General features: G+C 61.1%; 20 protein-coding genes. 9 read left to right on the top strand and 11 right to left on the bottom strand.

Going from position 1 to position 25,565, the window contains the following annotated elements:
• Window positions 1–36: 36 nt before the first annotated feature.
• Complete coding sequence (gene leuS, locus I6J26_RS05650) at window positions 37–2,886, top strand: leucine--tRNA ligase (RefSeq protein WP_115024130.1); 2,850 nt, start codon at window positions 37–39, stop codon at window positions 2,884–2,886.
• 156 nt (window positions 2,887–3,042) lie between these two features.
• Window positions 3,043–5,190: a DUF2339 domain-containing protein gene (locus tag I6J26_RS05645; protein ID WP_147279351.1), complete on the top strand. Its 2,148-nt coding sequence runs from the start codon at window positions 3,043–3,045 to the stop codon at window positions 5,188–5,190.
• 27 nt (window positions 5,191–5,217) lie between these two features.
• Here I6J26_RS05645 and I6J26_RS05640 read toward each other — a convergent pair whose 3' ends face one another.
• From I6J26_RS05640 to paaZ, 3 genes are all read right to left on the bottom strand, one after another.
• Window positions 5,218–6,522 (bottom strand): hypothetical protein, encoded by a 1,305-nt coding sequence (locus tag I6J26_RS05640; protein WP_115024122.1) that lies wholly within the window; start codon window positions 6,520–6,522, stop codon window positions 5,218–5,220.
• 60 nt (window positions 6,523–6,582) lie between these two features.
• Window positions 6,583–8,283 (bottom strand): FAD-binding dehydrogenase, encoded by a 1,701-nt coding sequence (locus I6J26_RS05635; RefSeq protein WP_115024120.1) that lies wholly within the window; start codon window positions 8,281–8,283, stop codon window positions 6,583–6,585.
• A 78-nt stretch (window positions 8,284–8,361) separates the two neighbouring features.
• Entirely contained in the window at window positions 8,362–10,422 is a 2,061-nt protein-coding gene (gene paaZ / locus I6J26_RS05630) for a phenylacetic acid degradation bifunctional protein PaaZ (RefSeq protein ID WP_115024117.1), read from the bottom strand.
• 102 nt (window positions 10,423–10,524) lie between these two features.
• On the opposite strand from paaZ, the gene I6J26_RS05625 reads away from it, so the two are divergent.
• From I6J26_RS05625 to I6J26_RS05595, 7 genes are all read left to right on the top strand, one after another.
• Window positions 10,525–10,923, top strand: coding sequence for a PaaI family thioesterase (locus tag I6J26_RS05625; RefSeq protein WP_115024115.1), 399 nt, complete (start codon window positions 10,525–10,527; stop codon window positions 10,921–10,923).
• 284 nt (window positions 10,924–11,207) lie between these two features.
• The gene (gene kdpF / locus I6J26_RS05620; protein WP_039672809.1) at window positions 11,208–11,303 is read left to right on the top strand and encodes a K(+)-transporting ATPase subunit F; all 96 of its coding nucleotides are present in this window, start codon (window positions 11,208–11,210) and stop codon (window positions 11,301–11,303) included.
• Window positions 11,300–13,015, top strand: a complete 1,716-nt coding sequence (kdpA, locus tag I6J26_RS05615; protein WP_115024112.1) for a potassium-transporting ATPase subunit KdpA — start codon at window positions 11,300–11,302, stop codon at window positions 13,013–13,015. Before kdpF ends, kdpA begins: the two co-directional genes overlap by 4 nt.
• Complete coding sequence (gene kdpB, locus I6J26_RS05610) at window positions 13,012–15,081, top strand: potassium-transporting ATPase subunit KdpB (RefSeq protein WP_115024109.1); 2,070 nt, start codon at window positions 13,012–13,014, stop codon at window positions 15,079–15,081. Before kdpA ends, kdpB begins: the two co-directional genes overlap by 4 nt.
• Before the next feature lie 30 nt (window positions 15,082–15,111).
• Window positions 15,112–15,663 (top strand): potassium-transporting ATPase subunit C, encoded by a 552-nt coding sequence (locus I6J26_RS05605; RefSeq protein ID WP_115024107.1) that lies wholly within the window; start codon window positions 15,112–15,114, stop codon window positions 15,661–15,663.
• A gap of 23 nt (window positions 15,664–15,686) precedes the next feature.
• A complete protein-coding gene (locus tag I6J26_RS05600) occupies window positions 15,687–18,281 on the top strand; it encodes an ATP-binding protein (RefSeq protein WP_239121848.1) in 2,595 nt (864 codons plus the stop codon).
• Window positions 18,281–19,018 carry a response regulator gene (locus I6J26_RS05595; protein ID WP_115024104.1) on the top strand — a complete coding sequence of 246 codons (738 nt, stop codon included), beginning with the start codon at window positions 18,281–18,283 and terminating at the stop codon, window positions 19,016–19,018. The genes I6J26_RS05600 and I6J26_RS05595 overlap by 1 nt, the downstream gene beginning before the upstream one ends.
• On the opposite strand, the gene I6J26_RS05590 is transcribed toward I6J26_RS05595, so the two are convergent.
• Genes I6J26_RS05590 through paaB form a run of 8 tightly spaced genes read right to left on the bottom strand, consistent with a single transcriptional unit; the run spans window position 19,006 to window position 25,542 of the window.
• Complete coding sequence (locus tag I6J26_RS05590; protein ID WP_115024101.1) at window positions 19,006–19,857, bottom strand: 3-hydroxyacyl-CoA dehydrogenase family protein; 852 nt, start codon at window positions 19,855–19,857, stop codon at window positions 19,006–19,008. The two genes, I6J26_RS05595 and I6J26_RS05590, sit on opposite strands and share 13 nt — an antisense overlap.
• 28 nt (window positions 19,858–19,885) lie before the next feature.
• Window positions 19,886–20,653: an enoyl-CoA hydratase/isomerase family protein gene (locus I6J26_RS05585; protein ID WP_115024098.1), complete on the bottom strand. Its 768-nt coding sequence runs from the start codon at window positions 20,651–20,653 to the stop codon at window positions 19,886–19,888.
• A complete protein-coding gene (locus I6J26_RS05580; protein WP_115024096.1) occupies window positions 20,654–21,850 on the bottom strand; it encodes a thiolase family protein in 1,197 nt (398 codons plus the stop codon).
• A gap of 56 nt (window positions 21,851–21,906) precedes the next feature.
• Window positions 21,907–22,683 carry an enoyl-CoA hydratase/isomerase family protein gene (locus I6J26_RS05575; protein ID WP_115024094.1) on the bottom strand — a complete coding sequence of 259 codons (777 nt, stop codon included), beginning with the start codon at window positions 22,681–22,683 and terminating at the stop codon, window positions 21,907–21,909.
• An 11-nt stretch (window positions 22,684–22,694) separates the two neighbouring features.
• Window positions 22,695–23,855, bottom strand: a complete 1,161-nt coding sequence (gene paaE, locus I6J26_RS05570; protein WP_115024091.1) for a 1,2-phenylacetyl-CoA epoxidase subunit PaaE — start codon at window positions 23,853–23,855, stop codon at window positions 22,695–22,697.
• Entirely contained in the window at window positions 23,855–24,394 is a 540-nt protein-coding gene (paaD, locus tag I6J26_RS05565) for a 1,2-phenylacetyl-CoA epoxidase subunit PaaD (protein ID WP_115024089.1), read from the bottom strand. The genes paaE and paaD overlap by 1 nt, the downstream gene beginning before the upstream one ends.
• A 27-nt stretch (window positions 24,395–24,421) precedes the next feature.
• Complete coding sequence (paaC, locus tag I6J26_RS05560) at window positions 24,422–25,258, bottom strand: 1,2-phenylacetyl-CoA epoxidase subunit PaaC (RefSeq protein WP_115024086.1); 837 nt, start codon at window positions 25,256–25,258, stop codon at window positions 24,422–24,424.
• On the bottom strand, window positions 25,255–25,542 hold the full coding sequence (gene paaB, locus I6J26_RS05555; RefSeq protein WP_039672784.1) for a 1,2-phenylacetyl-CoA epoxidase subunit PaaB: 288 nt from the start codon (window positions 25,540–25,542) through the stop codon (window positions 25,255–25,257). The genes paaC and paaB overlap by 4 nt, the downstream gene beginning before the upstream one ends.
• Window positions 25,543–25,565: the final 23 nt, after the last annotated feature.

The following is a 25,565-nucleotide window of genomic DNA, read 5'->3' as shown; positions in this document are numbered from 1 at the left end:
GGGGAGATGTCCGTGGGGTGACTACACTGTCTAACCATGACTAACCCGAGCGATAACACCACCCACCGCTACACGCCAGAGCTCGCCGCGCATATTGAAAGTGCCTGGCAGCAGTACTGGAAGGATAACGGTACGTTCAACGCGCCGAACCCAGTTGGGCCGCTCGCGGAGGACGGTAAGGAACTTCCCGCGGAGAAACTGAACGTCCAGGATATGTTCCCCTACCCGTCTGGTGCGGGTCTGCACGTGGGCCACCCGCTGGGCTACATCGCTACTGATACCTTTGCCCGTTATAACCGCATGCTGGGCAAGAACGTCCTGCACACGCTGGGCTACGACGCCTTCGGCCTGCCGGCAGAGCAGTACGCTATCCAGACGGGTACGCACCCGCGCACTACGACGGAGGCGAATATCGAGAATATGCGCCGCCAGCTGGGTTTGCTGGGTCTGGGCCACGATCCACGCCGCTCGGTGGCCTCGACTGACCCGGAGTTCTACAAGTGGACACAGTGGATCTTCCTGCAGATTTACAACTCCTGGTTCGATGAGGAGCAGCAGAAGGCGCGCCCAATGTCTGAGCTCATCAAGGAGCTCGAGGTGGGCAAGCGCACGACGAAGGACGGCCGCTACTACGCGGATCTGACGAAGGAAGAACAGCGCAAGGCACTCGATGAGTTCCGTCTGGTTTACCTGTCCAACTCCACCGTGAACTGGTGCCCGGGCCTAGGCACCGTGCTGGCCAACGAGGAGGTGACCGCGGAAGGTAAGTCCGAGCGCGGCAACTTCCCGGTCTTCCGCAAGAACCTGTCGCAGTGGATGATGCGTATTACCGCCTACTCCGACCGTCTGCTTGATGACCTGGAGCTTCTGGATTGGCCGGAGAAGGTCAAGTCCATGCAGCGCAACTGGATTGGACGCTCCCGCGGTGCGGAGGTCAGCTTCCACGCCGAGGGCTATAACATCGACGTTTTCACCACTCGCCCGGATACCCTCTTCGGCGCGGAGTACGTGGTGTTGGCCCCGGAGCACGAGCTTGTCGACGCCCTCCTCTCCCCCATCCCTTACGAGGATGATGTGGATGAGCGCTGGACCTTCGGACACGATGATCCGAAGGAGGCCGTAGAGGCCTACCGCGCTTCTATTGCCGCGAAGTCCGACCTGGAGCGCCAGGAGAACAAGGAAAAGACCGGTGTTTTCCTGGGCACCTATGCCACCAACCCGGTCAACGGCAAGCAGGTTCCGATCTTTATCGCGGATTACGTCCTGACCGGCTACGGCACCGGTGCCATCATGGCGGTTCCGGCGCACGATACGCGTGACTACGAGTTCGCTACCGTCTTCGGCCTGCCCATTACGGAGGTCGTTTCTGGTGGCGACATCGTCGAAGCGGCGTACACGGAGTCCGGCAAGGCGGTGAACTCCGCCAACGATTCCCTGGACATCAACGGCATGTCCAAGGATGAGGCCATCGCCGCGATCATCCCGTGGCTGGAGGAGCAGGGAGTAGGCCGCGAGAAGATCCAGTACAAGCTGCGTGACTGGCTGTTTGCCCGTCAGCGCTACTGGGGCGAGCCCTTCCCTATCGTCTACGATGAGGCCGGCCAGGCCTACCCGCTACCGGAGTCGATGCTGCCCATCGAGCTGCCGGAGGTAGAAGATTACAAGCCGGTGTCCTTTGATCCGGATGATGCCGAATCCTCCCCGCAGCCGCCGCTGGCCAAGGCCCGCGAGTGGGTGGAGGTGGAGCTGGACCTGGGTCTTGGGGATGGCCCCAAGACGTATTACCGCGACACCAACGTCATGCCGCAGTGGGCAGGTTCATCCTGGTACCAGCTGCGCTACATCGATCCGACGAATGATGAAATCTTCTGCGATATAGAGAACGAGCGTTACTGGACGGGCCCCCGCCCAGATGAGCACGGTGCCAACGACCCGGGCGGCGTTGACCTCTACGTCGGTGGTGTTGAGCACGCCGTGTTGCACCTGCTTTACGCCCGTTTCTGGCACAAGGTCCTCTTCGACTTGGGCTACGTGAGCTCCAAGGAGCCCTACCGCCGCCTGTACAACCAGGGCTACATCCAGGCTTATGCCTACACGGATTCCCGCGGCGTCTACGTCCCGGCCGCCGAGGTAGAAGAACGCGATGGCGAGTTCTACTACGGGGATGAAAAGGTCAACCAGGAGTACGGCAAGATGGGCAAGTCCCTGAAGAACTCCGTGGCCCCGGATGATATTTGCCGCGACTATGGTGCCGATACACTGCGTGTTTATGAGATGTCGATGGGCCCGCTGGATACCTCGCGCCCGTGGGCAACCAAGGACGTCGTCGGTGCGCAGCGTTTCCTGCAGCGTCTGTGGCGCCTGGCTATCGACGAGAACTCCGGCGAGCTGTGCACGACGGATGCGGAGCTTTCCGACGATGACCTGAAGCAGCTCAACCGCACCATCGCTGGTGTGCGTGACGATTACGAGAACCTGCGCCTGAACACCGTGGTGGCCAAACTCATCGAGTACGTGAACTACCTGACCAAGGCCTACCCGAAGGGCGCTCCGCGCGCCGCGGTGGAGCCCTTGGCCCAGCTGGTCTCCCCTGTTGCTCCGCACATTGCGGAGGAGCTGTGGAAGCGCTTCGGCCACGAGGAGACCATCACCTACCAAGCCTTCCCAGAGTTCGATGAGAAGTACCTCGTCGACGATGAGGTCGAGGTTCCGGTGCAGATCAACGGCAAGGTCAAGGCTCGCGTCATGGTGCCTGCCGACGCCGACCAAGACACCGTCGTGGGCGTCGCCAAGGCAGATGAGCGCATCGCCGAGCTCACCGCAGGCAAGAACGTGGTCAAGGAGATTTACGTCCCAGGCCGCATGGTCAACCTCGTGGTGAAGTAAAGCCAGCATCCACGTTCCGCCAGGCGGCACCGACCGGCAGGTCACAGGCTTCAGGTCTGGGGTATGTGTGTCGGCAGGGGCAATATTTGGTTTCAACTAGGTAACAAAGCTGTCAGTTGCGTGGCTGCTTACTGAAAACAAAGGTAAGCAATAGGCATGGAGCAGGATCCAGCATTTGAAGAGTTTCGCCGCCGACTGGACGCACTAGAGCGCGGGCTTCGTGAATCCCGCCGGTGGCTGGCCCAGCAAGAACAGGCCCGGGCTCAGGCTGCGGCAGCGCAGGCGCCACTGCAGCCTCCGCCTGCACGAATCCCCAGCGCACCGCAGCAGCACCCGCTGCAGCTGCATCCGCAACAGCAGCACCAGCCGCAGTCGCCCGATCGCGGTCAGCCGCGTCCTCCGGAGTCTGGCCCTCAGCGGCCTATGCCCCGTCAGCAGGCAAGCCCGAGTGCGCAGCAGATGCAGCGTCCGCAGCAGCAACCGCAACAGCCTCCGCAGCAGCGGCCGCAACAGGCCCAAGGCGTTCCTCAACAAGCAATGCCACGGCCACACCAAGGAGCACAGCCACCGCGAGGACCGCAAGGACAACCTATTCCGCAGTTCCCGCCGCAGCATGGACCCAACGGTGCCCCGCCCCCGCACGGTGGTCCGCAGCAACCACCAGCGCAGGCCTGGGTTCCTAAAAAGCCACGTAATCCAGAAGACCAAGAAAAGACACTCATCGGGGTTGTGGCAATCGCCGGAACGGTCATCACCCTGATTGGTGTCGCCTTCCTCGTGGGCATGGCCATTCAGGCAGGGCTGCTTGGTCCGCTTGGGCGAGTGATCCTTGCCTATGTGGTCTCCCTAGCGCTGGCCGGCGCAGCATGGAAGTTCCGTGGCAAGGCGCCAGAAGCAGGAACCACTGCTCTGCTGGCGACATCGCTGTATTCAGCACTCGTTACTTCCTTGCTGGTGGTGACCTGGCTGGGATGGTGGCCAGCGTGGCTCGGCGCAATTATCATGACCATGCTTTTTGCCGCGTACATGGCCTCCGTCCACTACAAGCCCAAGGGCTTCCATAAGCTGACCATAATGTGGTTTGCCATCGGTATGGCCATAGTGGCCAGCATTCTGATTGCCAATACCGGTGTTGGTGCTTTACCCGTGCTGCTCATGCCGCTGATGGTGTTGGGTTACTCAGCGTGGCGCAGGAACGATACTTTGCGTGGTACCGGCGCTATTGCACTGCTGCTGGTCGTGGCCAACCTGATCATGGGTAAGGCTTCCGATATGCATATCGTGGCCAACGCGGTATTGGGTGCATCCGCTGTACTACTCGTAGGCCTTGCAGTCCACTTCCCCACGAGCCGTAGGGCTTTCGGTGACTACACAGCTGGCTTGCTTGTGCCAGCACTGTTGTTGGGGCTCTGCCTTGTGCAAGTGAACTATGAGATTCCCGCGTGGATTCTGGTTGCAACTCTTGCCGCCATCGCCGCGGTAGCGTGGGGCCAACTACAAGGACGCATTGCGCTGGGAGTGTTCCCTGTTGCCTTTGCGCTAGCTTATAAAGCCACCCAGCTCGCCAACTTTTCCGATAGTGAACATGGGGCAAACGGTGGCATGTCCGATGTGCGCTTGTGGGTTGCGGTTGTCCTCACAGCGGTGTTCTACATCGCGCTGGTGCTTCTGCTGCCCTACTTAAAGCATGGTGCTCTGCAAGCAGCGTGGGTAGTAGGCGTGGTGATCTTTGTCCATCCCCTATTCATCGCGAGCATTGCTGTCCCGCAGGCGTTCCGTGAAGAACCGACAATGTTTGCTTCCGCAGTGCTGCTGGGTCTGGCATTGATTGCAACGTGGTTGCGCAGGTCCCAGATCCATGGGCTCGCTAACAATCGCGTGTACGCTGCGTGTGCGACAGTATTTGCGCTGGGCCTCAGCATGGTTGCAGTGGTTGGAACAATCACCGGCCTGGGCGGACTCATTACAGGTGATGCCTGGGGTTCCTCCCCGTGGTTTGCCAGCCACGTGGTGGTGTCCGTTGCCTGGATGCTCATCGCCGCGCGTTTGCTCATCAAGCACCACGAAGGGTTTACTGGCCTGGGGATTCTCCTTGCCATCGTGGCAACGCTGAAGCTGACTTTCTTCGACTTGGCTGCCTTGTCCGGTATTTTCCGGGCCCTGGCGTTCTTGCTCAGCGGTCTTGTCTTGCTGGTGATTGCGGTGCGGCGCGTGCGCTCAACTCCTGCGAAGCCACAGGAAGAACGCGCTACACCCCAAGGTCACAGCCAGAATCAGGGCCCTGGTGCGGGGCCGCAGGCCTAGCCACGCGCTCCACAGCGCGTGGTGGCGCTAGTCGAGTTCTTGGTTGAGGTCGTCGCGCAAAGACGCGAGTACAGCGGCCACAAAACCTTCGTGACCTGGCTTGATAGTGGCCAGGTGGGTGTCATGGGTAAGAATGCCCAGCGCAAAGAACAGGTCACGCGAGATGATGAGGATAGGGTCCCAGTCCAGTTGTGTCGGTATGTCGCCGCGCAGCAGATGCACGAGGTCTAAGCCCAGCTGCGGAGCACCACTCGGAGGGGAGTAGGAATAGGGAATGGATCCAAGAATGAGCTGCGTTGCCAAGTCCGGATCGCGGGCAGCCCTTTCACCGCGCTCAGTGACGCGGATGGTCGAGGTGGTGCACGTAATCCAATCTAGGCCGAGGAAGAACTCCCGCAGATTCAACAGCGTCTGGTGGTAGTCCTCACGCTTGACGGTTTCATGGGTGTTAGGCTTCGGCAGCCAGTCCTTCAAGCGCTGAACTGCAGCTTGCTTGAGGAATCCAGCGCCGGTGAGACGTGGAAAGTCGCGGATGACATCCAAGTATTCGCGCACACGCTGACCAACCATCTGGACGGTGTCCTCGGACAGCTCCGGAAGCGCAAAATCCGGGCTCAGCTCTGGGTAGGCCTCATAAATTTCCTCGCGCCATTGCTCGAGGAGCTCAGTGGGGAAGCCTAAGTCATCAACGTCATCTGAGAAGTCATCCCACGGATGCGGGCTGAACGGATCAAAGGGGAGCTCGGAGCTGAGTGAGGATTGGGTTCCTCCTTCAAGGTTGGCGGCTTCCGTGCCCATCGTCGCCAAGCGCTGCGCGATTGCCGGGTGATAGCACGTTGTCAGTCGCTGATTGATCTGGTCAAGGGTGTAATTGGGAAAGAGCCTGAAGATGCGCTCCATGTCCTGTGGCGGGACGCCCATGTAAGCCATGGAAGCTTGAACATCGAGCATGACGCTGAACATCGCCTGCGGGGAACCTAACTCAGTGACCAAGTCCGGGCCTTCGCCGGAGATGAGCGCGGGCAGGCCCATGACGACTCGGGAGGTGTCCGCGATGCTGATGGTGATGCACCAATCACCCTCAGAGGGGTGGTAGTGGACGTCATCGCCGAAGGAATCGTAGAAGTCCGAGTCGATGATGGGGAAGATATCGATGGGCTCTTCATCCTCGCGCACCATGAGCTGGCCGGGACTCGACGGTTCGAGGCCGAGAGCTGCGTGCACGATGATGATCATCTCGCCCACGGTGAGTTCAGCGGGCGTGGCGACGAAGCGAGTGACCGTGAAATAAGGATTCTCCACGACGATGCGGACGTTTCTAGCGAGGTTCATGGTCTCTACGGTAGGGCAGTATGGGCAATGACGCTGGGTGAACTCTTGGTTGGCTCTTAGCTAGCTCTGTGCCAGGGCTTCGCCTACACGCTTGCCGGAATGGATACAGCCACCGAGGAAGGTTCCTTCCAGTGCGTTCTTTCCGTGCATTCCACCGCCACCAAAGCCGGAGGCCTCGCCGCAGCCGTATAAACCAGGAAGTACCGTGCCGTCCGCGTTGAGGCATTGGCCATCGAGGTTGGTTTCCAGTCCGCCCAGAGTCTTGCGGGTGAGGAACGTCAGGCGCACCGCAATGAGCGGGCCCTTGGATTCATCGAGGATGCGGTGAGGGGGAGCGACGCGAATGAGCTTGTCGCCCAAGAAGCCGCGTGCAACGCGGATGTAGTTGACTTGGGCGTCTTTGCTGAAAGGATTATCCAGTTGGGAATCGCGGTCTTCCAGGATTTTCTTCAGGTGGGCCTCCTCAATGGTGGGGGAACCCTCCGGTACAAGTCGGTTCATGCCGGCGACGAGGTCGGCGAGGTCATCCTCAACGACCCAATCGATGCCGTTATCCATGAAAGCCTTGACCGCCACGTGCGTACCCGGGCCCAACTTGCCGGCGAGCTTCTTGAACTCTTTGTCAGTGAGGTCCGGGTTTTGCTCGGAGCCGGAGAAGATGAACTCTTTGTCCACGATGGCTTTGTTGAGCACGAACCAGGAATAGCCGTGGCCGGTCTGACCAATGTGGGCGAGCGCGGCCAGATTATCGGTGCCGGGGAAGAGGTTGGTGGGCAGGCGATTACCTTCGGCGTCGAGCCACAGTGCCGAGGGCCCCGGAATGATGCGAATGCCGTGACCAGGCCAGATGGGATCCCAGTTGGTCATGCCTTCGGTATATGCCCACATGCGGTCGGTATTGACCACGGAGGCCCCAGCGTTCTGGGCGATGTCGATACCGCGGCCGTCGACATGCGCCGGCACACCCGTGACCAGCTCCTTCGGGCACGTACCCCAGCGCTCGGTGGGCCACATCTTGCGGACCTTCTCCAGGTTGCCGCCGATGCCGCCGGTGGCGATGACCACGGCGGAGCCGCGCAGTTCAAAGTGCTTGACGACGTCCCTCGGGCTGGCCTCGCCACGTACCTGATTGGTGGGGGAGAGGACGCTGCCGCGCACGCCCACAACACGCGGACGACCGGTCTCGTCGTTCTCCACGACGAGCTCATCCACGCGGTGGCGGAAATGGAACTCTACCTGGCCTTTCTCTTCCGCACGTAGGAGTGGCTCGCGAAAGACTCGAACAACCTCGGGGCCCGTGCCCCACGTGAGGTGAAAGCGCGGAACGGAATTGCCGTGGCCGGAGGCGTCACCAGAGCCACGCTCGGCCCAGCCGATGGTGGGCAAGACGTTGAGGCCTAGGCCTTTGAGGTAGCTGCGCTTTTCATTGGCGGCGAAGCGCACATACTCGCGTCCCCATTTCTTGCCCCAGTAGTCGTGACGGTCCTCCTCGGTCACTGGGTCATAATCAGCGGAGTTGGCCCAGTCCCGCCACGCCAACTCTTCGGAGTCCTTGACCCGCATCATGGATTGTTCAGGGGAATTGACATAAAACAGGCCGCCCAGCGACCAAAAGGCCTGGCCGCCGAGGTTATTGCGGTTTTCTTGTTCAAGGAAGATGACGTGCTTGCCACCTTTGAGGGCCTCGTAGCCGGCGACCATGCCGGCGAGGCCGGTGCCCACGATGATGATGGAGTTAGTGACTGGGGTAGTTTCTTTCATGACAGTAATGATAAAAGAAACTTATCCCGATTTTGTGACTTATCTCGCAAATAACTACCAAAAGGTCAAGGCCGAGTCCTAGGCGTAGGTGGTATTGACCTTCTCCACGAGTGTCAGAACGTCGTAGGTCGCCACAATTTCATCCTCCTGGTTGTAGAGAACGGCGTCCCAGCACACCTCACCGTAGTCATCAGTAACGCGCGGGGTGATGCGCTTGGCGGTCAGCTCCACGCGAATGGAATCGTCGTAGGTCACCGGCGTGATGAAGCGCAGGTTTTCCAGGCCGTAGTTGGCCAGGACTGGGCCCGGTGCCGGCTCCACGAAGAGTCCCGCTGCCCAGGAGACCAGCAGGTAACCGTGTGCGACGCGGCGCGGGAAGAAGGGATTGGCCGTTGCGGCCTCCTCGTCAGTGTGGGCGTAAAAGGTATCGCCGGTCTTCTCCGCGAACTCGAGGATTTCCTCGAGGGAGACGTGGCGCAGGTCGGAGGCGAACTGGTCACCAATCTGCAGCGTGGCCAGATCCTTGCGGAAGGGGTGGATGCCCTGGCCATTCTCCACGTCGGCGCGGGTCACGCGCTGCACAGCGGCGCCGCGGTGCCACTGGCCCGTGATTGCGGTGAGGTGGTCCGGGGTTCCCTGGATGGCGGTGCGTTGCATGTAGTGCAGGATGCCGCGCACGCCACCCAGCTCTTCGCCGCCACCGGCACGACCTGGGCCGCCGTGGACGAGGTGCGGGAGGGGAGAGCCGTGGCCGGTGGAGGTCTTCGCGTCATCACGGTCAAGGAAATGCAGGCGGCCGTGGTGGGCGGCGATGCCCAGAGCGTACTCGCGGGCTAGCTGCGGATCGTGGGTAATCACGGAGGCGACCAGCGAACCAGAGCCTAGGGCGGCGAGCTCGACGGCCTCAGCGGGGGAGTCATAGCTCAGGAAGGAGACGACGGGACCGAAAGCCTCGGTGTCGTGCACGGCTGGAGCGCGGTTATCGGCAAAGCGCAGGATGGTGGGGTTAAAGAAAGCTCCTTCGGCCTCCTCGCCGCCGTAGACAACCTCGCCGCCGCCTGCCTTGAGCTTCTCGACGGCTTCCGCGACGTCTGCCTTCTGATCCGCAGAGACCAATGGGCCCATGGTGGCGGAGGCATCGCGCGGATCGCCCACCACGACCTTGTCGCCAAGGCGTGCGCTGAGGGCTTCAATGGTGGCGTCGACAAGCGCATGCGGGACGATGGCGCGGCGGATGGCCGTACACTTCTGGCCGGCCTTCGAGGTCATCTCGCCGAAGACTGCCTTGACGAAAGCATCGAACTCCGGGGAATCCGCGGTGACATCGGTACCCAAGATGGCGGCATTGAGGGAGTCGGCCTCCGCGCTGAACTGGATACCGCCGTCGATAACGTTGCGGTGTGCGCGCAGAGTATTCGCAGTATCGGCAGAGCCAGTAAACGCCACGTGGTCGCGGTAATCCAGGTGATCCAGCAGGTCTCGGGCGGAACCGGAAATCAGCTGCAGGCTGCCCTCCGGCAGGATCCCGGAATCAATCATGAGACGCACGCAGGCCGCGGTGATGTAGCCGGTCGGTGTCGCTGGCTTAACAATGGAAGGCACGCCCGCGATGAAGGCTGGGGCAAACTTCTCCAGCATGCCCCAGACGGGGAAGTTGAAAGCGTTGATCTGTACTGCTACGCCAGGAATAGAGGTGTAGATGTGGCGGCCAATGAAGGAGCCGTCCTTGGAAAAGACCTCTGCCTCACCATCCGGCATGACGGTGGAGTTAGGCATCTCGCGGCGGCCCTTCGAGGAGAAGGTGAACATGGTGGAGATACCGCCGTCGATATCGACGAAATTATCGCGCTTGTTGGCGCCGGCCTGGTTGGCCAGTTCGTAGAGTTCCTCGCGGTGATCTTGGAGGTAGATCGCGAGTTCTTTGAGCTTGAGGGCGCGCTCATGGAAAGTGAGCTTCTGTAGTCCCTCGCGCCCGATGCTACGGGCGTAGTCGATGGCGCCGGCGATGTCGAGGCCTTCGGCGCTTACTAGGGCGACAACGTCCCCGGTTGAGGCATCGTGCACGTCGGTAACACGCGAGGGGTTGTCCGGGGTGAGCCACTGGCCGGAGAGGTAGCTGGGAACGAGGGCTGCAGTCATAGCGAAGAGAATGGCCTTTCCAATAGTTTCCGAACGGTTGGTCAGTAAATACAGGCTAGTATAGTCTGCGTCACATTTCTAGGAGCACGTAAGGAGAACTGCATGGCCGCAGAGGTATGGAAGATTCAGTTGGGTGAGCTGGACAAGAAGATGGGGGTCGAAATCCTCGAAGAGTCGGCCCAGCGCGTGGTTGCCACCATGCCGGTCGAGGGCAATACCCAATCCTTCGGGCTGCTCCACGGTGGGGCCATGGCGTGCCTAGCGGAGGCCGTCGGCAGCTGGGCGGCGGTGATTCACGCCTCGACGCTGGGCAAGGTCGCCGTCGGCGTGGATATCAACGCGACGCACCACGCTTCCGGGCGCTCGGGTCTGGTGACGGCGACGGCCACCGCCATCAAGTTGGGTAAGACGCTGTGCTCTCACGAGATCGTCATTACAGATGAGGAGGGGAGGAGGCTGTGCACGGCACGCATCACGAACGCGCTCGTTGACCCTAAGTAGGCGGGGTAAAGGCGGCTGTAAATAAAGCGTAAAAATCGGGGTAGAGAGGCGTAAAGAAGCCGCAAATAACCGGTAGGTCCCAGGGAGAACGGGCCTAACGTCATTGCTCGGCAGGTGCACTATGCACCGGCGCTTGGTGCTTTGGGGCACCGGGCACACCTAGTATCGCTTTCACCCAAGGGGGTCTCTCCCACATGTTGGACATTCTGGTCATAGTGATCGTGGTCCTTGCGTTCAGCGGTCCTTCCTCCATCAACGAGTTTATGGACGGAGACGCGTAGAACATGAACACCATCACAGCAGTCATCGGGCTCATCATTGTTGTCGCGCTCGTGGCTTATCTCATCATTTCCCTTATTGACCCGGAGCGTTTCGCATGATCGCTAGCATTGCGGCGGTGGCGCCGCAGTATCTTGCCCTCCTTGCACTTCTAGCGGCGGCCTACGTGCCGCTGGGCAATTGGATGGCCCGTACATATACCTCTGAAAAAGACTGGGCCGTGGAGCGCCTTGTGTACAGTATTTTGCGCATTGACCCTAACCGGGGCCATAACGCTAAGAACTACGCTCGCGCTCTGCTGGGCTTCAGCCTGGCTTCAGTCCTCGTCCTTTACGCAGTGCAGCGGCTCCAAGCGGTGTTGCCAAGTTTTGGAAACGCCCGCGAGGAAGCCGTGGAGCCGTGGATGGCCTTCAACACCGCGGCTTCCTTTACCTCCAACACTAACTGGCAGTCCTATTCCGGTGAAGACACTCTGACCAACGCTTCGCAGATGCTGGGCCTGACCGTGCAAAACTTCGCCTCAGCCGCAGTGGGCATGTGTGTTGCTGTCGCCTTGATCCGCGGCATCGGTCATTTGGGTTATAGCCGCGATACGTTGGCAACCGAGAATGGTCAGCACCTCATCGGCAACTTCTGGGTGGACCTCACCCGCGGCCTCGTCCGCATCCTGCTTCCCCTGTCGCTATTCATCTCCACCGTGCTCGTCCTCGGCGGAACCATGCAAACCTTTGGCTCGAACCTGGTTACGGAGTCCGGCGTAGATATTTCCCGTGCTCCCGTGGCCAGCCAGGAAGCCATTAAGCTCCTGGGTACCAACGGCGGTGGCATCTTCGGTGCCAACTCGGCGCACCCGTTTGAGAACCCGACCGGCTTTACCAACCTGGTGGAGATCTTCTCCCTGCTTGTCATCTCTTTCTGCATGATCCGCACGTATGGTGTGATGCTCAAGTCGCAGAAGCACGCGTGGACGCTGCTCAGCGTGGCTGGTGGTTTGTGGACCGTGATGGTTGTTCTGGTGACTTGGGCACAGCACACCCTTGTCGGCGGTGCGTCTCAGTTGGCAGGCGCCAACATGGAAGGTATCGAACAACGACTAGGCATTGATGCCTCAGCACTGTTCGCCGTGTCTACCACGGGTACCTCGACGGGTGCGGTGGATTCGATGCACGATAGCTATTCGCCACTGGGCGGTGGTCTGCTCATCCTCAACATGCTGCTGGGTGAAATCGCGCCGGGCGGTGTGGGTACTGGCCTCTATGGCCTGTTGGTTGTGGCCATCCTCGCGGTGTTCATCGGTGGCCTCCTAGTGGGCCGCACACCGGAATTTATGGGCAACAAGATTGGCCGCAAGGAAATTTCAGCGGTTAGCTTGTACATCCTCACCATGCCGGTTCTGGTCCTCGTGGGCGTCGGCGCTTCCGTGGCGCAGCGCAAACTCGTGGAAGCTTCAGCGACCAACTTCGGTGCGCCGGGCACGGCTGATAATGCCCACAGTCTGTCGGAAGTTCTCTACGCCTTTACCTCGGCGGCGAATAACAACGGTTCTGCTTTTGCTGGACTGACGGTGACTGAGCCCTGGTGGCAGATCACTTTGGGCTTGGCCATGCTGTTGGGCCGTTTCCTGCCCATCGTCTTCGCCCTTTACCTAGCCGGAAGCCTGGCAGGACAGAAGCGCCAGGCCACCACCGCAGGCAGCTTACCCACCTCCGGCATTACCTTCTCGCTGTTGACTATCGGAGTAATCCTGCTGGTTGCAGCGCTCACTTTCTTCCCTGTCCTCACCCTGGGTCCCATTTCGGAGGCACTATCATGACAACCCAAACCATCACCGCTGAGCCGGATAAGACTCCTCACCGCAACGCTCCGGAGAAGAGCAGTGGCCTCGCGGCTGCGGCGCTGAAAACGCTGCCGAGCAAAATGTCCCCGCTCGCCCAAGCACGCAACCCCGTGATGTTCGTGGTGTGGGTAGGCGCGGCACTGACCACTGTGTGGTCCATCCTCAACCCCAGCTTTTACGGATGGGTCGTGACGGTATGGCTGTGGTTCACCATTGCCTTTGCCGCCTTTGCCGAGGCATATGCCGAAGGCCGTGGCAAGGCCCAAGCAGACAGTCTGCGCTCTGTGCGCGATGATGCAACTGCCAATCTCATTACTGACTCTGGCATTGAAGTGGTCCCCGCGTCCGAGCTGACCAAGGGCGCCATCGTGCGTGTAGAAGCAGGGGAGACCATCCCGGGTGACGGTGATGTCATCGAAGGTGCTGCCACCGTGGATGAATCGGCTATTACTGGTGAGTCGGCTCCTGTGGTCCGCGAAGCCGGCGGTGACCGCTGTGCCGTGACCGGCGGCACCGTGGTGCTCTCTGATTCCATCAAGGTCAAAATCACCTCCGAACCGGGCTCCACCTTCGTTGACACCATGATCGCCTTGGTGGAGGGCGCGGAACGCCGCAAGACTCCGAACGAGATTGCGCTGAGCATCCTGCTCTCCACGCTGACCATCCTCTTCCTCGTCGCCGTCACTGCGCTTGCCCCGATGGGTCTATTCACCGGCGCGGAGCTTTCGCCACTATCCCTTATCGCTCTGTTGGTCTGCCTAATCCCTACCACCATTGCCGCCCTACTTTCGGCAGTTGGTATCGCCGGGATGAACCGCCTCGTTCGTCACAACGTTCTGGCCACCTCCGGCCGTGCGGTGGAGGCGGCTGGTGACGTCGCCACGCTCCTCATGGACAAGACGGGCACCATCACTTACGGAAACCGCCAGGCCACCGGTCTGATTGTGGCTTCGGGCGTTGATGAGCGCGAGGCTGCAGCGATTGCTCGCATTTCCTCCCTAGCGGATGAAACCCCAGAAGGCCGTTCGATTGTGGCCTGGCTGACTGAAAACTACTCTCTGTCCAGCGAAGGAGACGCAGAAGCGCGGAGTGCGGAGGTCGTTCCATTCAGCGCGTCGACGAGGATGTCCGGCCTTGACCTGGCTCACCGCAAGCTGCGCAAGGGCGCTGGCGATGCCGTACGCAAGTGGGTTACTGAAGCAGGTGGCACCTGGCCGCAAGAGATCGAGGATTCCGTAACCCGAATTGCACAAGACGGTGGCACCCCGCTGCCTGTCGCTGTGGAAGAATCCGATGGCAACCGCACGGTTATTGCGGTGGTGCAACTGAGTGACGTCGTCAAACCTGGCATGGCCGAGCGCTTCGCTGAACTGCGTCAGATGGGTATCAAGACCATCATGGTGACCGGTGACAACCCGCTGACCGCAGCTGCCATTGCCAAGGAAGCCGGCGTCGATGATTACATCGCCGAAGCTACTCCGGAGGACAAGCTCGCCCGTATCCGTGAGGAGCAAGCACAAGGCCGCATGGTGGCCATGACCGGTGACGGTACTAACGACGCCCCAGCGCTGGCCCAGGCGGACGTGGGCGTGGCCATGAACACTGGTACCTCCGCGGCTAAGGAAGCTGCCAACATGGTGGACTTGGATTCTGACCCGACAAAGCTCATCGATGTCGTTCGAATTGGCAAGCAGCTGCTTATCACCCGCGGCGCGTTGACTACCTTCTCCTTGGCCAATGACCTGGCGAAGTACTTTGCCATCCTGCCGGCGCTCTTCTCCACGCAGTTGCCGCACTTGGAGCGCCTCAACGTCATGCACCTGCATTCCCCTGAGTCCGCCATTGTTTCCGCAGTTGTCTTCAACGCGCTCATCATCGTCGCGCTCATCCCCTTGGCGCTCAAGGGTGTGTCCTACAAGCCGGCCTCCGCGTCCTCACTGTTGCGTCGAAACCTCGGCATCTGGGGTCTCGGCGGTGTTATTACCCCCTTCATCGGCATCTGGGTTATCGACCATGTCGTCTCCCTCCTTCCAGGCCTATAAAGAAAACCTGCAAAGAAAAAGGAAGCAATAATGCGTGTTTATCTGCGTAATCTCATCGCCGGATTCGTCGCCGTGCTCTTATGCGTCGTCGCGCTGGGCATGATCTATCCGGCCGCGGTGTGGGGAATATCTCGCATCACCCCGAAATCTGCCGATGGAAACCTTATCTACCAGGGTGAATGCCTGGTCGGTTCCACTCAGATTCAGGATGGCTTGGAAGATGGCCCCTACTTCTTCGCCCGCGCGGAAGGTATGAGTAACTACGGCACATCAAGTACGGAGCTAGAGAAGGCCATCCGGGAACGCCGAGAGGAGATTGCTCAGCGCGAAGGCGTATCAGTGGAGCACGTGCCTGCCGATGCCGTTACCGGCTCCGGTTCCGGCGTGGATTCCGGCATCAGTCCTGAGTACGCGGAGCTGCAGGCTCCGCGTGTGGCCCGAGAACAGGGTATGAGCGTCGAAGACGTGAAGAAGCTGATTGCAGACAATACTGAGCATGCCAGCCTGGGTTTCTTGGGCGAGGACACGGTAAATGTGACCACACTCAACATTGCATTGCCCACGCCTACCCCCTGCTCATAAAGATCAGCTCATAAGATGAAGCAATGTTGACCGAACCGACGACACCCCCGACGCGGGTCAAACGCGGCACCCTGAAGATTCTGTTGGGCGCCGCTCCCGGCGCGGGCAAAACCTGCGCCATGCTCAGTGAAGCGCACACGCTGGTCGACCAAGGCCGCGACGTTGTCGTTGGGGTCGTGGAAGACCACGGGCGCGCGTACACCAAGGCCCTGTGCGAGGGGCTGGAGATTGTTCCGAGGCGCGCTGTCGAGGGCATTTCCGCGGGTGAAATGGACACCGCGGCGGTTATCCAGCGGCACCCGGAGATCGTTCTCGTCGATGAGTTCGCGCACTCTAATCCGCGCGGCGAGGTTCACGAGAAGCGGTGGGAAGACATTGAGCAGATCCTGGACGCCGGAATTGACGTCATGTCGACTCTCAATATCCAGCATCTGGAGAGTCTCAATGACGTTATCAAGCAGATCACGGGCATCGCGCCGCAGGAAACGGTGCCGGACGAGGTAGTACGTGCTGCCGATGAGATCGAGCTTGTTGACGTTTCCCCACAGCTGTTGCGCACCCGTCTGAGCGACGGCCACGTGTACCGCGAGGCGCGCATTGAGCCTGCACTCAACAACTACTTCCGCGTGGGAAATCTCACCGCGCTGCGCGAGTTGGCACTGCTGTGGCTAGCGGATCAGGTTGATGAGGCACTCATCACTTATCGCTCGGATCAGAAAATCACCGAAACGTGGGAAGCGCGTGAGCGGGTGGTTGTGGCCATCCAAAACGTTGCCCATGCTGAGACTCTTATCCGACGCGGGCGGCGCATCGCGACAAAATCCTCGGCGGAATTGCACGTGGTCCATGTTGTTTTCGGTGATTCCTTCACCTCTCGTTCCTCCTCGGTGGGGGGATCAGCGCAACAGCTCGCCCGGCTGCAGTCCTTAGCCCAGGATGTGGGCGCACGATTGCACCAGGTTACCGGGGACAGCGTCCCAGAAGCCCTGCTTAATTTTGCCCGGAGTGTCAACGCCACCCAGCTCGTAGTGGGGGTCTCGCCGCGGCGTCGTTTCGGCGTGCACTGGCACGGTACGGTAGCGGAAACGGTGCTGCGTGAATCCGGCTCAATTGACTGTCACATAGTCAACCTTCCCCCGGAAAAACCACTTCCGCTCACACGGATGCTGCATCCTTTCCGCCCCTTCCCGCAGCGCGCCATCGCGTGGCTTAGCTCAGCGTTGGCTTTCGTGGGGCTCACTGCGCTGTTGGTGCAAGCTGACGGCCAGGATTTGGGAACAGGTACTTGTTCCGCGTTCTACTTTGCGCTCATCCTGCTTGTCAGTTTGCTGGGAGGCCTGTGGCCGGCCGTAGCGGTGGCGGTGGCTTCCGGCCTAGCGGTCAACTGGTTCTTCACCGAGCCGATCCATACCTTCGATATTGCTGATCCCGCTAACGCCGTGATCGCCGTAGTCATGGTGGCTATTGCGCTGGCCGTCGGCATGCTCGTGCGCCGCGCCAAGATTGAGCGTGCGAACGCGGCTATTGCTGCGCGTGATGCTGAGCTACTCACGGTGTTTTCCCGCGCCGCCTTGAATCGCCGCGCGGATTCTTCTCCGAAGGATGCCGTGATGCGCAAGGTGGGGGAGGCTTTTAATTGTCGTAGAGCAGAGCTGCTGGATGAAAACGGTGACGTTCTTGCCACCTGGCGCGCAGCTACCCCCGCACGCACTTCGAAATACCTTCATATTCCCGAAAAAGTGCGCCATGAACAGGAAGTGGACACCGTTGTTGCGAGCGCAGATGGCACGGTTCAGCTGCGCCTCGAGGGCCCGACATTGTCTGCTCGTGACCGAGGTCTGGTCACCGTGGTAGCGGGCTATCTCGCAGGCATTGTTCGCCGTGAAAAGCTCTCTGCTGAGGCCGCGCGCGCAGACGCGATAGCCGCTGCTGACGAGTTGCGCCGAGCGCTGCTGTCTAGTGTGAGCCACGACCTGCGTACCCCGCTGGCCACGGCCAAGTTGGCGGTATCCTCGTTGCGCAACGCTGACATTGAATTCACTCCCGAAGACCAGGACATGCTTTTGGCAGAAACTGCGGCGAGCATCGAGGAACTTACCGGATTGGTAACCAATTTGCTGGATTACTCCCGGCTCACAGCCGGCGCCATAACCGCCCGCCGAGACATCGTCGACGTAGCCGAAGTGGCTAATCGCGCCATTGCTTCCTGTGCCTTCGGGCATTCCCGAGAGCAAATTGGGCGCATTCACCTTGACCCTAGCGTGCGTGGAGTTACGTGCTGCGCGGATACGGCGCTCATGGAGCGCGTCTTGGCCAATCTCTTCGATAACTCCTTGCGCTATGCACCAACCGGCGACGTTACCTTGAGCGCCCAGACCACCACCGAACAGGTAGAACTGATCGTTGTCGATGAAGGCCCGGGCATCCCACCGGAGAAGCAGAAGGAACTCTTCCAAGCATTTCAGCGTTTGGGTGATACCAGCAACGACAACGGTGTAGGCCTTGGTCTTTCTGTTGTCCAAGGCTTTGTAGAGGCCATGGGCGGTAGCATCGAGGTGGCTGCCACCCCGGGCGCAACCTTTATATTGCGGTTTCCCGTCGCGGGAGGAGAACAATAATGACGACGAAGAAGACCAGCATCGCCATTGTGGACGATGACCCCCGCCTACTTAATACGTTGAGTATTAACTTCAAGGCTCGTGGCTACGAGGTTCACCAGGCGCGAACAGGCGCAGAGGGACTACAGGTGGTGTCGCAGCAGCAGCCAGACGTTGTGATTTTGGACATGGGGCTGCCGGATATGGATGGCACCGTCGTGTTGGAAGGAATCCGCGGGTGGTCTGCGGTACCGGTCATCATCTTGACGGCGCGCTCCGATCCGCTGTTTAGCGCCGCAGCTCTCGACCGTGGCGCGGACGACTACGTGACCAAGCCCTTCTCTATGGAGGAGCTTCTAGCCCGTGTGCGAGTGGCGTTGCGGCATGGTAGCCCACAGAGTCCGGTGAGGCGCACTGAGATCGCTGTGGTTCGCGCCGGGGATATCGTGATTGACGTTCCGCACCATTCCATCACCAAAGGTGGCGAGCCGCTGCATCTGACACCCACCGAGTGGGGCGTGCTCACCACGCTACTTCGCGCCCACGGTGGCTTGGTGCGCAAGGAGGACCTGCTCTCTGAGATCTGGGGTCCCGGCTTTGAGGGGCAGGGGCACTACCTCCGCATTTACACCTCCCAGTTGAGGCGCAAGTTGGAGGATGACCCCGCCCACCCACGTTTTCTACTCACAGAGCCCGGCTTGGGTTATCGTTTTGTGGCGCCAGAGCCAGGCAGAGAAGAGTACGGTTACTCGGAATAGTCGTAGAAGCCTTTGCCGGACTTGCGGCCCAGCTCCCCGCGGGCGACCATGTCGCGCATGAGCTGCGGTGGGCTAAAGCGCTCACCTAGCTGGGATTCGAGGTATTCAGCGATGCCGAGGCGCACATCCAGACCCACGATATCGGTCAGCTCCAGCGGGCCGATGGGGAATTTGTAGCCCAGCACCATGGCATTGTCGATATCGCGCGGCGAGGCCACGCCTTCCTCCACCATGCGGATGGCCTCAAGCGCAATGGCTACGCCCAGGCGGGAGGAAGCGAAGCCAGGGGCGTCCTTGACCACCACTGCGGTCTTACCCAGGCCCTCGACCCAGCCCTTGGCGGTGTTTACGAGCGCCTCCGGCGTGGACTCGGCAACCACCACTTCCACCAGCTTGGAAGCTGGGACCGGGTTGAAGAAGTGCAGGCCAATGACGTCGTTGGGGATGCTTTCCGCCAGCTGCGATACCGACAGCGAGGAGGTATTCGTGGCGACGACGGCCTGAGGGGCCGCATCGGCGATATCCCGGAAGGCGGCTACCTTGAGATCCATTGATTCCGGAACTGCCTCAACCACGAGGTCGAAACCAGCAAAGGCGGAGGCGGCGGTGGAAAAGCTGAGCCGCTCATCCCAGGATTCGAAGGTGCCTTCCGCCCCGCGGTCGAGGGAGCCGCGGATGGCCTTGTGCACGCGCTCGCGAGCGGCGGCAACGGCATCCTCGTTGATATCCACCACGGTCACGGACGCGCCGGAGGCTAGGAAGGCGTGCGCGATGCCTGCGCCCATCCGGCCGCCGCCGAGCACGCCAACTTTGGCAGGAACCTGCAGTACTGGGGACATGAGTTGAATCTCCTTGTGAGTGGAAGGTTTATTTCTTGCGGTCCAGGAAGGCCTGCATCCGCTCAAACTTGGCGGGGGACTCAAAGAGCACCGCTTGGGCGATGTTGTCTACTGCCGGGTGCGCCGCATCAGGCATAGAGATGAGCTGCTTGGTCAAGCGCACGGCCAGCGGGTCCTGCTGAGCAATCCGGGAGGCGAGGGCGAGGGCACCGTCGACAAGCGCGTCCGGTTCGTGCAGCTCGCTGACCAGGTGGTTGGTCAGGGCTTCTTCGCCGTTGAGGATACGTCCGGCCAGCAGAATCTCCTTCGCTAACGGGGTACCCACGCACTCCTTGAGGCGCCACGTGGCCCCCGCGGCGGCGGCGATACCCAGGCCGGCCTCCGGCTGGCCAAATTTGGCAAAAGGAGTGGCAACCCGGAAGTCCGCGGCCAGCGCCAACTCCAATCCGCCACCGAGAGCGTAGCCATCCACTGCCGCGATGACGGGGGAAGGAAGAGAAGCGATGCGGTGGAAAATGCCAGAGTTTATGCCGCGGAGGGCATCCTCGCGGCGGCGCTCACGAAGCTGCGCGATATCCGCCCCAGAGGCGAAGATCCCGCGGGGACCCTTCGGGGTATCCACCGTGCAGCCGGTGATAATGAGGATGCGGGGCTCGGACTCGAGCTGCGCGCAGAGCTCGTGGAACTCTCTCACCATCTGCTCATCGATGGCATTGCGGACGGCGGGGCGGTTGAGCTTGGCGACGGCAATCTCGTCGTTCTCGCCCTGCGTCGAAATCTCAATGGCAGTAGTCATCTACATCCTCTCAATCGCAATCGCGGTGCCCTGGCCCACGCCCACGCACATCGTAGCGATGCCGCGGCTCAATCCGTCCGTTTCTAAGCGGTTGAGCAGGGTCAAGGTGATGCGGGAGCCAGAGGAACCCAGCGGGTGACCCAGCGCAATGGCGCCGCCCCAGGCGTTGACCTTGTCCTCGTCCAAGCCCAGCTCGCGGATGCAAGCGATGGACTGGGAGGCAAAAGCTTCGTTGAGTTCGATGGCATCCACGCTATCCAGCTCCCAGCCGGCGCGCTCCAGCACATCGCGGGTCGCCGGGATAGGGCCGGTGCCCATGATCTCTGGGCGCACACCGCGCGCAGAGTTGGCTACCACGCGGGCGCGTGCGGTCAGGTTGTGCTTCTTGAGGGCCTCGTCGGAGGCGACAATGACGCAGGAGGCTCCGTCGTTGAGTGAGGAAGCGTTACCCGCCGTGGTGACGTCACCCAGGGAGGTCACTGGGCGCAGCTTGGCCAGGACTTCCATTGTGGTGCCCGGGCGGGGGCCCTCATCGGTGTCGACCACTGTGACATTGCCCTTGCGGTCGGTGACCTCGATGGGCACGATTTCCCTGGCAAACTTGCCGGCCTCGATGGCGGCAAGCGCGCGCTCCTGGGAACGCACGGCGAAGGCATCGGCGTCCTCACGGCTAATACCGAAGACGTTGGCCACTTCCTCGGCGGTCTCCGGCATGGAGTAGGTCATCTTCTCCTGCTCCGCGAACTTCGGGTTGGCAAAGCGCCAGCCAATGGAGGTATCAAAAACCTGTCCTGGCTTGGCAAAAGGCTTGTTTGGCTTCTCCATGACCCAGGGGGCACGGGACATGGATTCGACGCCACCGGCGATGACAACATCCGCTTGGCCGGATTCTACGAGGGCGGTGGCCAGGGCAATCGAGGACATGCCCGAAGCACACAGGCGGTTGACCGTAATGCCTGGAACGGTGTCCGGGAACCCGGCGAGCAGCCAGGACATGCGGGCGACGTTGCGGTTTTCTTCACCCGCGCCGTTGGCGTTGCCGATGATGACTTCATCCACCGCGGAGGGGTCGAGCCCAGCCTCATCCACCGTCTTCTTGATGGCGGTGGCCATGAGATCATCTGGGCGAACCGAGGACAGTGCGCCGCCGTAGCGGCCCACGGGGGTGCGGAAGCCGGATACCAGGTATGCAGTCATGTGATTCCTTAGCTGTGGTGGGTTAGCTGATGTGTGTTGTGGAAGGTCTTGAGGTTTTAGCGTCCGCGGAAGACCGGTGGGCGCTTCTCGTTGAAGGCTGCGAAGCCTTCGTAATAGTCCTCGGTATCGCAGAGTTTTCCTTGGGCGATGTTCTCGGCATCGACGCTGGCCCACAGTCCGGTGCCGTTATCGCGGATATCCTGGACCAGCGTGCGGCTGGTGAGGAATGCCTGAGTAGCGCCTTGGGCTGCGCGCTGGGCGACGCCCCGGGTAAACTCCAGCAGCTCCTTCGCCGGCACCGCACGAGAGAAGAGCCCGGCGCGTACTGCTTCCGCGCCGGAGATGAGATCACCAGTGATGATGAGGTCCATCGCGCGGTGCGTGCCTAAGCGCTCGACGAAGAGGGAGTGGCCGCCCGAATCGAGGGTGGCGCCCAGGTTGGCAAACGGGGAGCCGAACTTGGCATCCTCGGCGACGTACACGACATCGCACGCCAAGGCGAGGCCGAGACCCACGCCGAGGCACGGGCCGTGCACGGCGGCGAAGGTAGGCGCAGGGAAAGTATCGATCTTCTTGAGCACGGGGGTGACAACGTCCGCGAGGTATGCGGTGGCATCGTCCTCACGCGGATTGAGTCCCTTGATGTTGCGGCCGGCGCAGAAACCCTTGCCTTCGCCGCGCAGGATGAGCGCGCGGGGGCTGAGGGCCGCGGCCTCATCGAGGGAGCGGGAGAGCTCGGCGAGGTCTTCCTCCGCGAGGGAGTTCAGGGCCTTCGGGTTGTTGAGTACGAGCTCGACGACTCCGGCTTCGGCGTCGTGGTGCAGGTCGATCATGTGTGTTTCTCCTAGGCGTCGAAGTCGAGGACGATGGTGGGGGTTGTGGGGCGCGACTGGCAGGTGAGGATGTAGCCGGCCTTGACCTCGTCGGCCTCCAGTGCGTAGTTCTCTGCCATGTCGACTTCGCCCTCGACCAGCTTGGCGCGGCAGGTGCCGCATACACCGCCAGCGCAGGCAAAGGGGACGTCAGAGCGCACGCGCAGGGCCGCGTTGAGCAGGGATTCGTTGGCAGAGACCGGAGACTCAACGGAGCCGGAGAGGCCATCGAGCTGGAAATTGATGGTGATGTTATCGCCTTCCGGATCCACCTCGACGTGGCGTCCAGCCTGGTTCTGGTCTCCGGAGGGCTTGCCGGTGGTGAACAGCTCGTAGCGCACGTCCTTCTCACCTACCTCGCGGCTGGCCAGCTCGTCGCGCACCAGCTGCACCAGCTCAAAGGGGCCGCAGAGGAACCATTCGTCGACGTTGTCGGTGCGTACCACGTTATCCAGCAGGGTCTGAAGCTTCTCAGCGTCGATGCGCCCGGAAAATAGCGGATTGACGCGCTGCTCGCGGGAGAGGACGTGGTGCACGGCAAAGCGCGTGGGGAACTTGTCCTTGAGGTCACCGATCTCCTCGGCGAACATGACGTCGCCGCCGCCCTTATTGGCAAAGATGAGCTCGAATGTGGTGTCTGGGGAGGTGTGGAGCACGGTCTGCGCGATGGCCATGATCGGCGTGATTCCGGATCCCGCGGCGATCGCTACGAGGTGGGGATTCTCTAGCTTCTCGAGTTCCTCGCGCACAGCCTCAGGGTTGTTGAGACCGGTCAGGTGGGTCTTCGAGGTGAACGCACCCTGCGGGTTCATCACGTCCATGGTGTCACCAGGCTTCAGAGTGTCGTTGGCCCACGTGGAGAACACGCCACCGCGGTCGCGCTTGATAGCGACGCGCAGAATGCCGTCGCGAGGTACATCGCAAATGGAATAGGAGCGGCGGACTTCCTGGCCGTCGATAGTCGCCCGTAGGGCAACGTACTGGCCGGGGATGTAGTCATAGTCGTCTTGGAGCTCCGGAGGGATAGCGAAGGAAACCTCCACTGAGTCCTCAGTCAGGGCGCGCACCTCGGACACGGTCAGGGTGTTGAACGTGGCCTTCTTCTTTGCGGGGGCAGACGGGGTCGTGGTCATTAGTGCACCTTGAAGTAATCGAAGGGCTCCAAGCAGTCCTGGCAGTTGTAGAGGGCTTTGCAGGAGGTGGAACCGAATTGGGCAAGCTTACGTGTGCGGCGCGAGCCGCAGTGGGGGCATTCGATGGCCGGTGGCGGCTCGAGTGTGAGAGGGATGGGACCCTCCGGCGTGGCCCGGGTTGTACCGCTGGGAGGCGCAATGCCATAGTCTTTGAGGTTTCGTCGGCCGGTTTCCGTCATCCAGTCGGTGGTCCACGCAGGGTGGAGCACGAGGTCGACACGCACCTTCGCGTAGCCGGCCTTGGTCAACGCTGTGGTGATGTCTGTCGTGATGTGCTCCATGGCGGGGCAGCCGGAATAGGTCGGGGTAATCGTGACCACCGCAGTATCGCCCTCTAGGCGTGCATCCCGAAGAATCCCAAGGTCGGCGATGGAAATGACGGGGATTTCCGGATCGGGCACTTCGGCGGCGACGTCCCACACGAGGGCGTCGTCAGGCTGCGAGGGACGCAGCGGGTGAGATTTATCAGTGATGGACACGATGAAACCTTGGTCCTTTCCTGTTCTTTACCAGGTTGCGCCTGGGTGCTGGCGAGCTAGGGACTGCATCTCCGCGAGGATGAAGCCACGGTGCTCGGAAAAGCGCCCGGTGCGTTGCCCGGAGCGGGCCTGCTTGACGTCCGGGATGGCCAGACCTGCCTTGTCGAGGACGTAGGTGATGCGCTCATCGAACTGCGCGCGCAGGCTCGACGGCAAGACGGCGATGCCTTCTGCCGCCAGCTTCTCGTGGAGCGGAAGGTCCTCGAAGAGCTCGTCGAGGTAGGGCCACATGTACATCAGACCCTCCGTGATCCGGTGGTGCGACTCCTCGGTGCCGAGGCCAAGACGCAGAATCCACTGATTGGCGTGGTCGACGTGGTACTCAACTTCCTTGAGGGCTTTGGCAGCGATAGCAGCTAGCGTCTCATCCGTGGACTCCAGCAGGGCGGTGTAGAGCCCGTATTGGTAATAGGAAAAGAGCAACTGGCGGGCGATGGTGTAGCCGAAGTCGCCATTCTCCTGCTCGACTAGGCGGGAGGAGCGGAACTCCTCCTCGTTGCGGAAATAGGCCAAATCATCCTCGGACTTTCCCCACGCGGTGCCGGCATAGGTCAGCAGGAAGCGGGCGTGACCGATGAGGTCGAGGGCGATATTGCCTAGGGCGATATCCTCCTCCATCTCTGGTGCCCGCGAAATCCACCAGCCCAGGCGCTGGGCCAAGATGAGAGCATCATCGCCCAACGTGAGTGCATAACGAGCAGTGTCCTCGGGCGCGACTGCGCCGGAGGCGGCGATATCTTCTGCGGTGATGCCGTTGCCCTGCGACTGCTTGGTCGCAGAATCGGCGGCTGCAAATCCGGTCACAGGTGCGGCACTCCTTCCGACTTGTCGTAGTACGTGGCGTGTCGGTAGCTCTTGCCCTGCGGGGATTCGAAGAATCCGCCCTTGGAGTCGGGGTCGGAGGAGGCAATGGCCTCGCTAGGCACAACCCACACGGAGGTTCCTTCGTTGCGGCGGGTGTAGAGGTCGCGGGCGTTGCGCAGGGCCATCGTGGCATCCGGTGCGTGCAGCGAGCCGGCGTGGACGTGGGAGAGGCCACGGGAGGAACGTACAAAGACCTCCCACATGGGCCAGTTAGAGCTGGACATGGAATCTTCCTTAAATTCTTGAA

The organism is Corynebacterium minutissimum, from assembly GCF_016889765.1.
Lineage (GTDB): Bacteria > Actinomycetota > Actinomycetes > Mycobacteriales > Mycobacteriaceae > Corynebacterium > Corynebacterium minutissimum_B.
The sequence above is the reverse complement of the archived record's forward strand: the minus strand, read 5'-3'. Positions and strand labels throughout refer to the sequence as shown.

Coding starts and splice junctions, on each gene's coding strand:
- paaZ (WP_115024117.1), bottom strand. CDS start 10,422: ATGACTGCAGCCCTCGTTCCCAGCTACCTCTCCGGCCAGTGGCTCACC.
- I6J26_RS05590 (WP_115024101.1), bottom strand. CDS start 19,857: ATGTCCCCAGTACTGCAGGTTCCTGCCAAAGTTGGCGTGCTCGGCGGC.
- I6J26_RS05575 (WP_115024094.1), bottom strand. CDS start 22,683: ATGATCGACCTGCACCACGACGCCGAAGCCGGAGTCGTCGAGCTCGTA.
- I6J26_RS05625 (WP_115024115.1), top strand. CDS start 10,525: ATGGCCGCAGAGGTATGGAAGATTCAGTTGGGTGAGCTGGACAAGAAG.
- paaB (WP_039672784.1), bottom strand. CDS start 25,542: ATGTCCAGCTCTAACTGGCCCATGTGGGAGGTCTTTGTACGTTCCTCC.
- I6J26_RS05640 (WP_115024122.1), bottom strand. CDS start 6,522: ATGAACCTCGCTAGAAACGTCCGCATCGTCGTGGAGAATCCTTATTTC.
- I6J26_RS05605 (WP_115024107.1), top strand. CDS start 15,112: ATGCGTGTTTATCTGCGTAATCTCATCGCCGGATTCGTCGCCGTGCTC.
- kdpA (WP_115024112.1), top strand. CDS start 11,300: ATGATCGCTAGCATTGCGGCGGTGGCGCCGCAGTATCTTGCCCTCCTT.
- I6J26_RS05580 (WP_115024096.1), bottom strand. CDS start 21,850: ATGACTGCATACCTGGTATCCGGCTTCCGCACCCCCGTGGGCCGCTAC.
- I6J26_RS05595 (WP_115024104.1), top strand. CDS start 18,281: ATGACGACGAAGAAGACCAGCATCGCCATTGTGGACGATGACCCCCGC.
- kdpF (WP_039672809.1), top strand. CDS start 11,208: ATGAACACCATCACAGCAGTCATCGGGCTCATCATTGTTGTCGCGCTC.
- kdpB (WP_115024109.1), top strand. CDS start 13,012: ATGACAACCCAAACCATCACCGCTGAGCCGGATAAGACTCCTCACCGC.
- paaE (WP_115024091.1), bottom strand. CDS start 23,855: ATGACCACGACCCCGTCTGCCCCCGCAAAGAAGAAGGCCACGTTCAAC.
- I6J26_RS05635 (WP_115024120.1), bottom strand. CDS start 8,283: ATGAAAGAAACTACCCCAGTCACTAACTCCATCATCATCGTGGGCACC.
- I6J26_RS05585 (WP_115024098.1), bottom strand. CDS start 20,653: ATGACTACTGCCATTGAGATTTCGACGCAGGGCGAGAACGACGAGATT.
- leuS (WP_115024130.1), top strand. CDS start 37: ATGACTAACCCGAGCGATAACACCACCCACCGCTACACGCCAGAGCTC.
- I6J26_RS05600 (WP_239121848.1), top strand. CDS start 15,687: ATGTTGACCGAACCGACGACACCCCCGACGCGGGTCAAACGCGGCACC.
- I6J26_RS05645 (WP_147279351.1), top strand. CDS start 3,043: ATGGAGCAGGATCCAGCATTTGAAGAGTTTCGCCGCCGACTGGACGCA.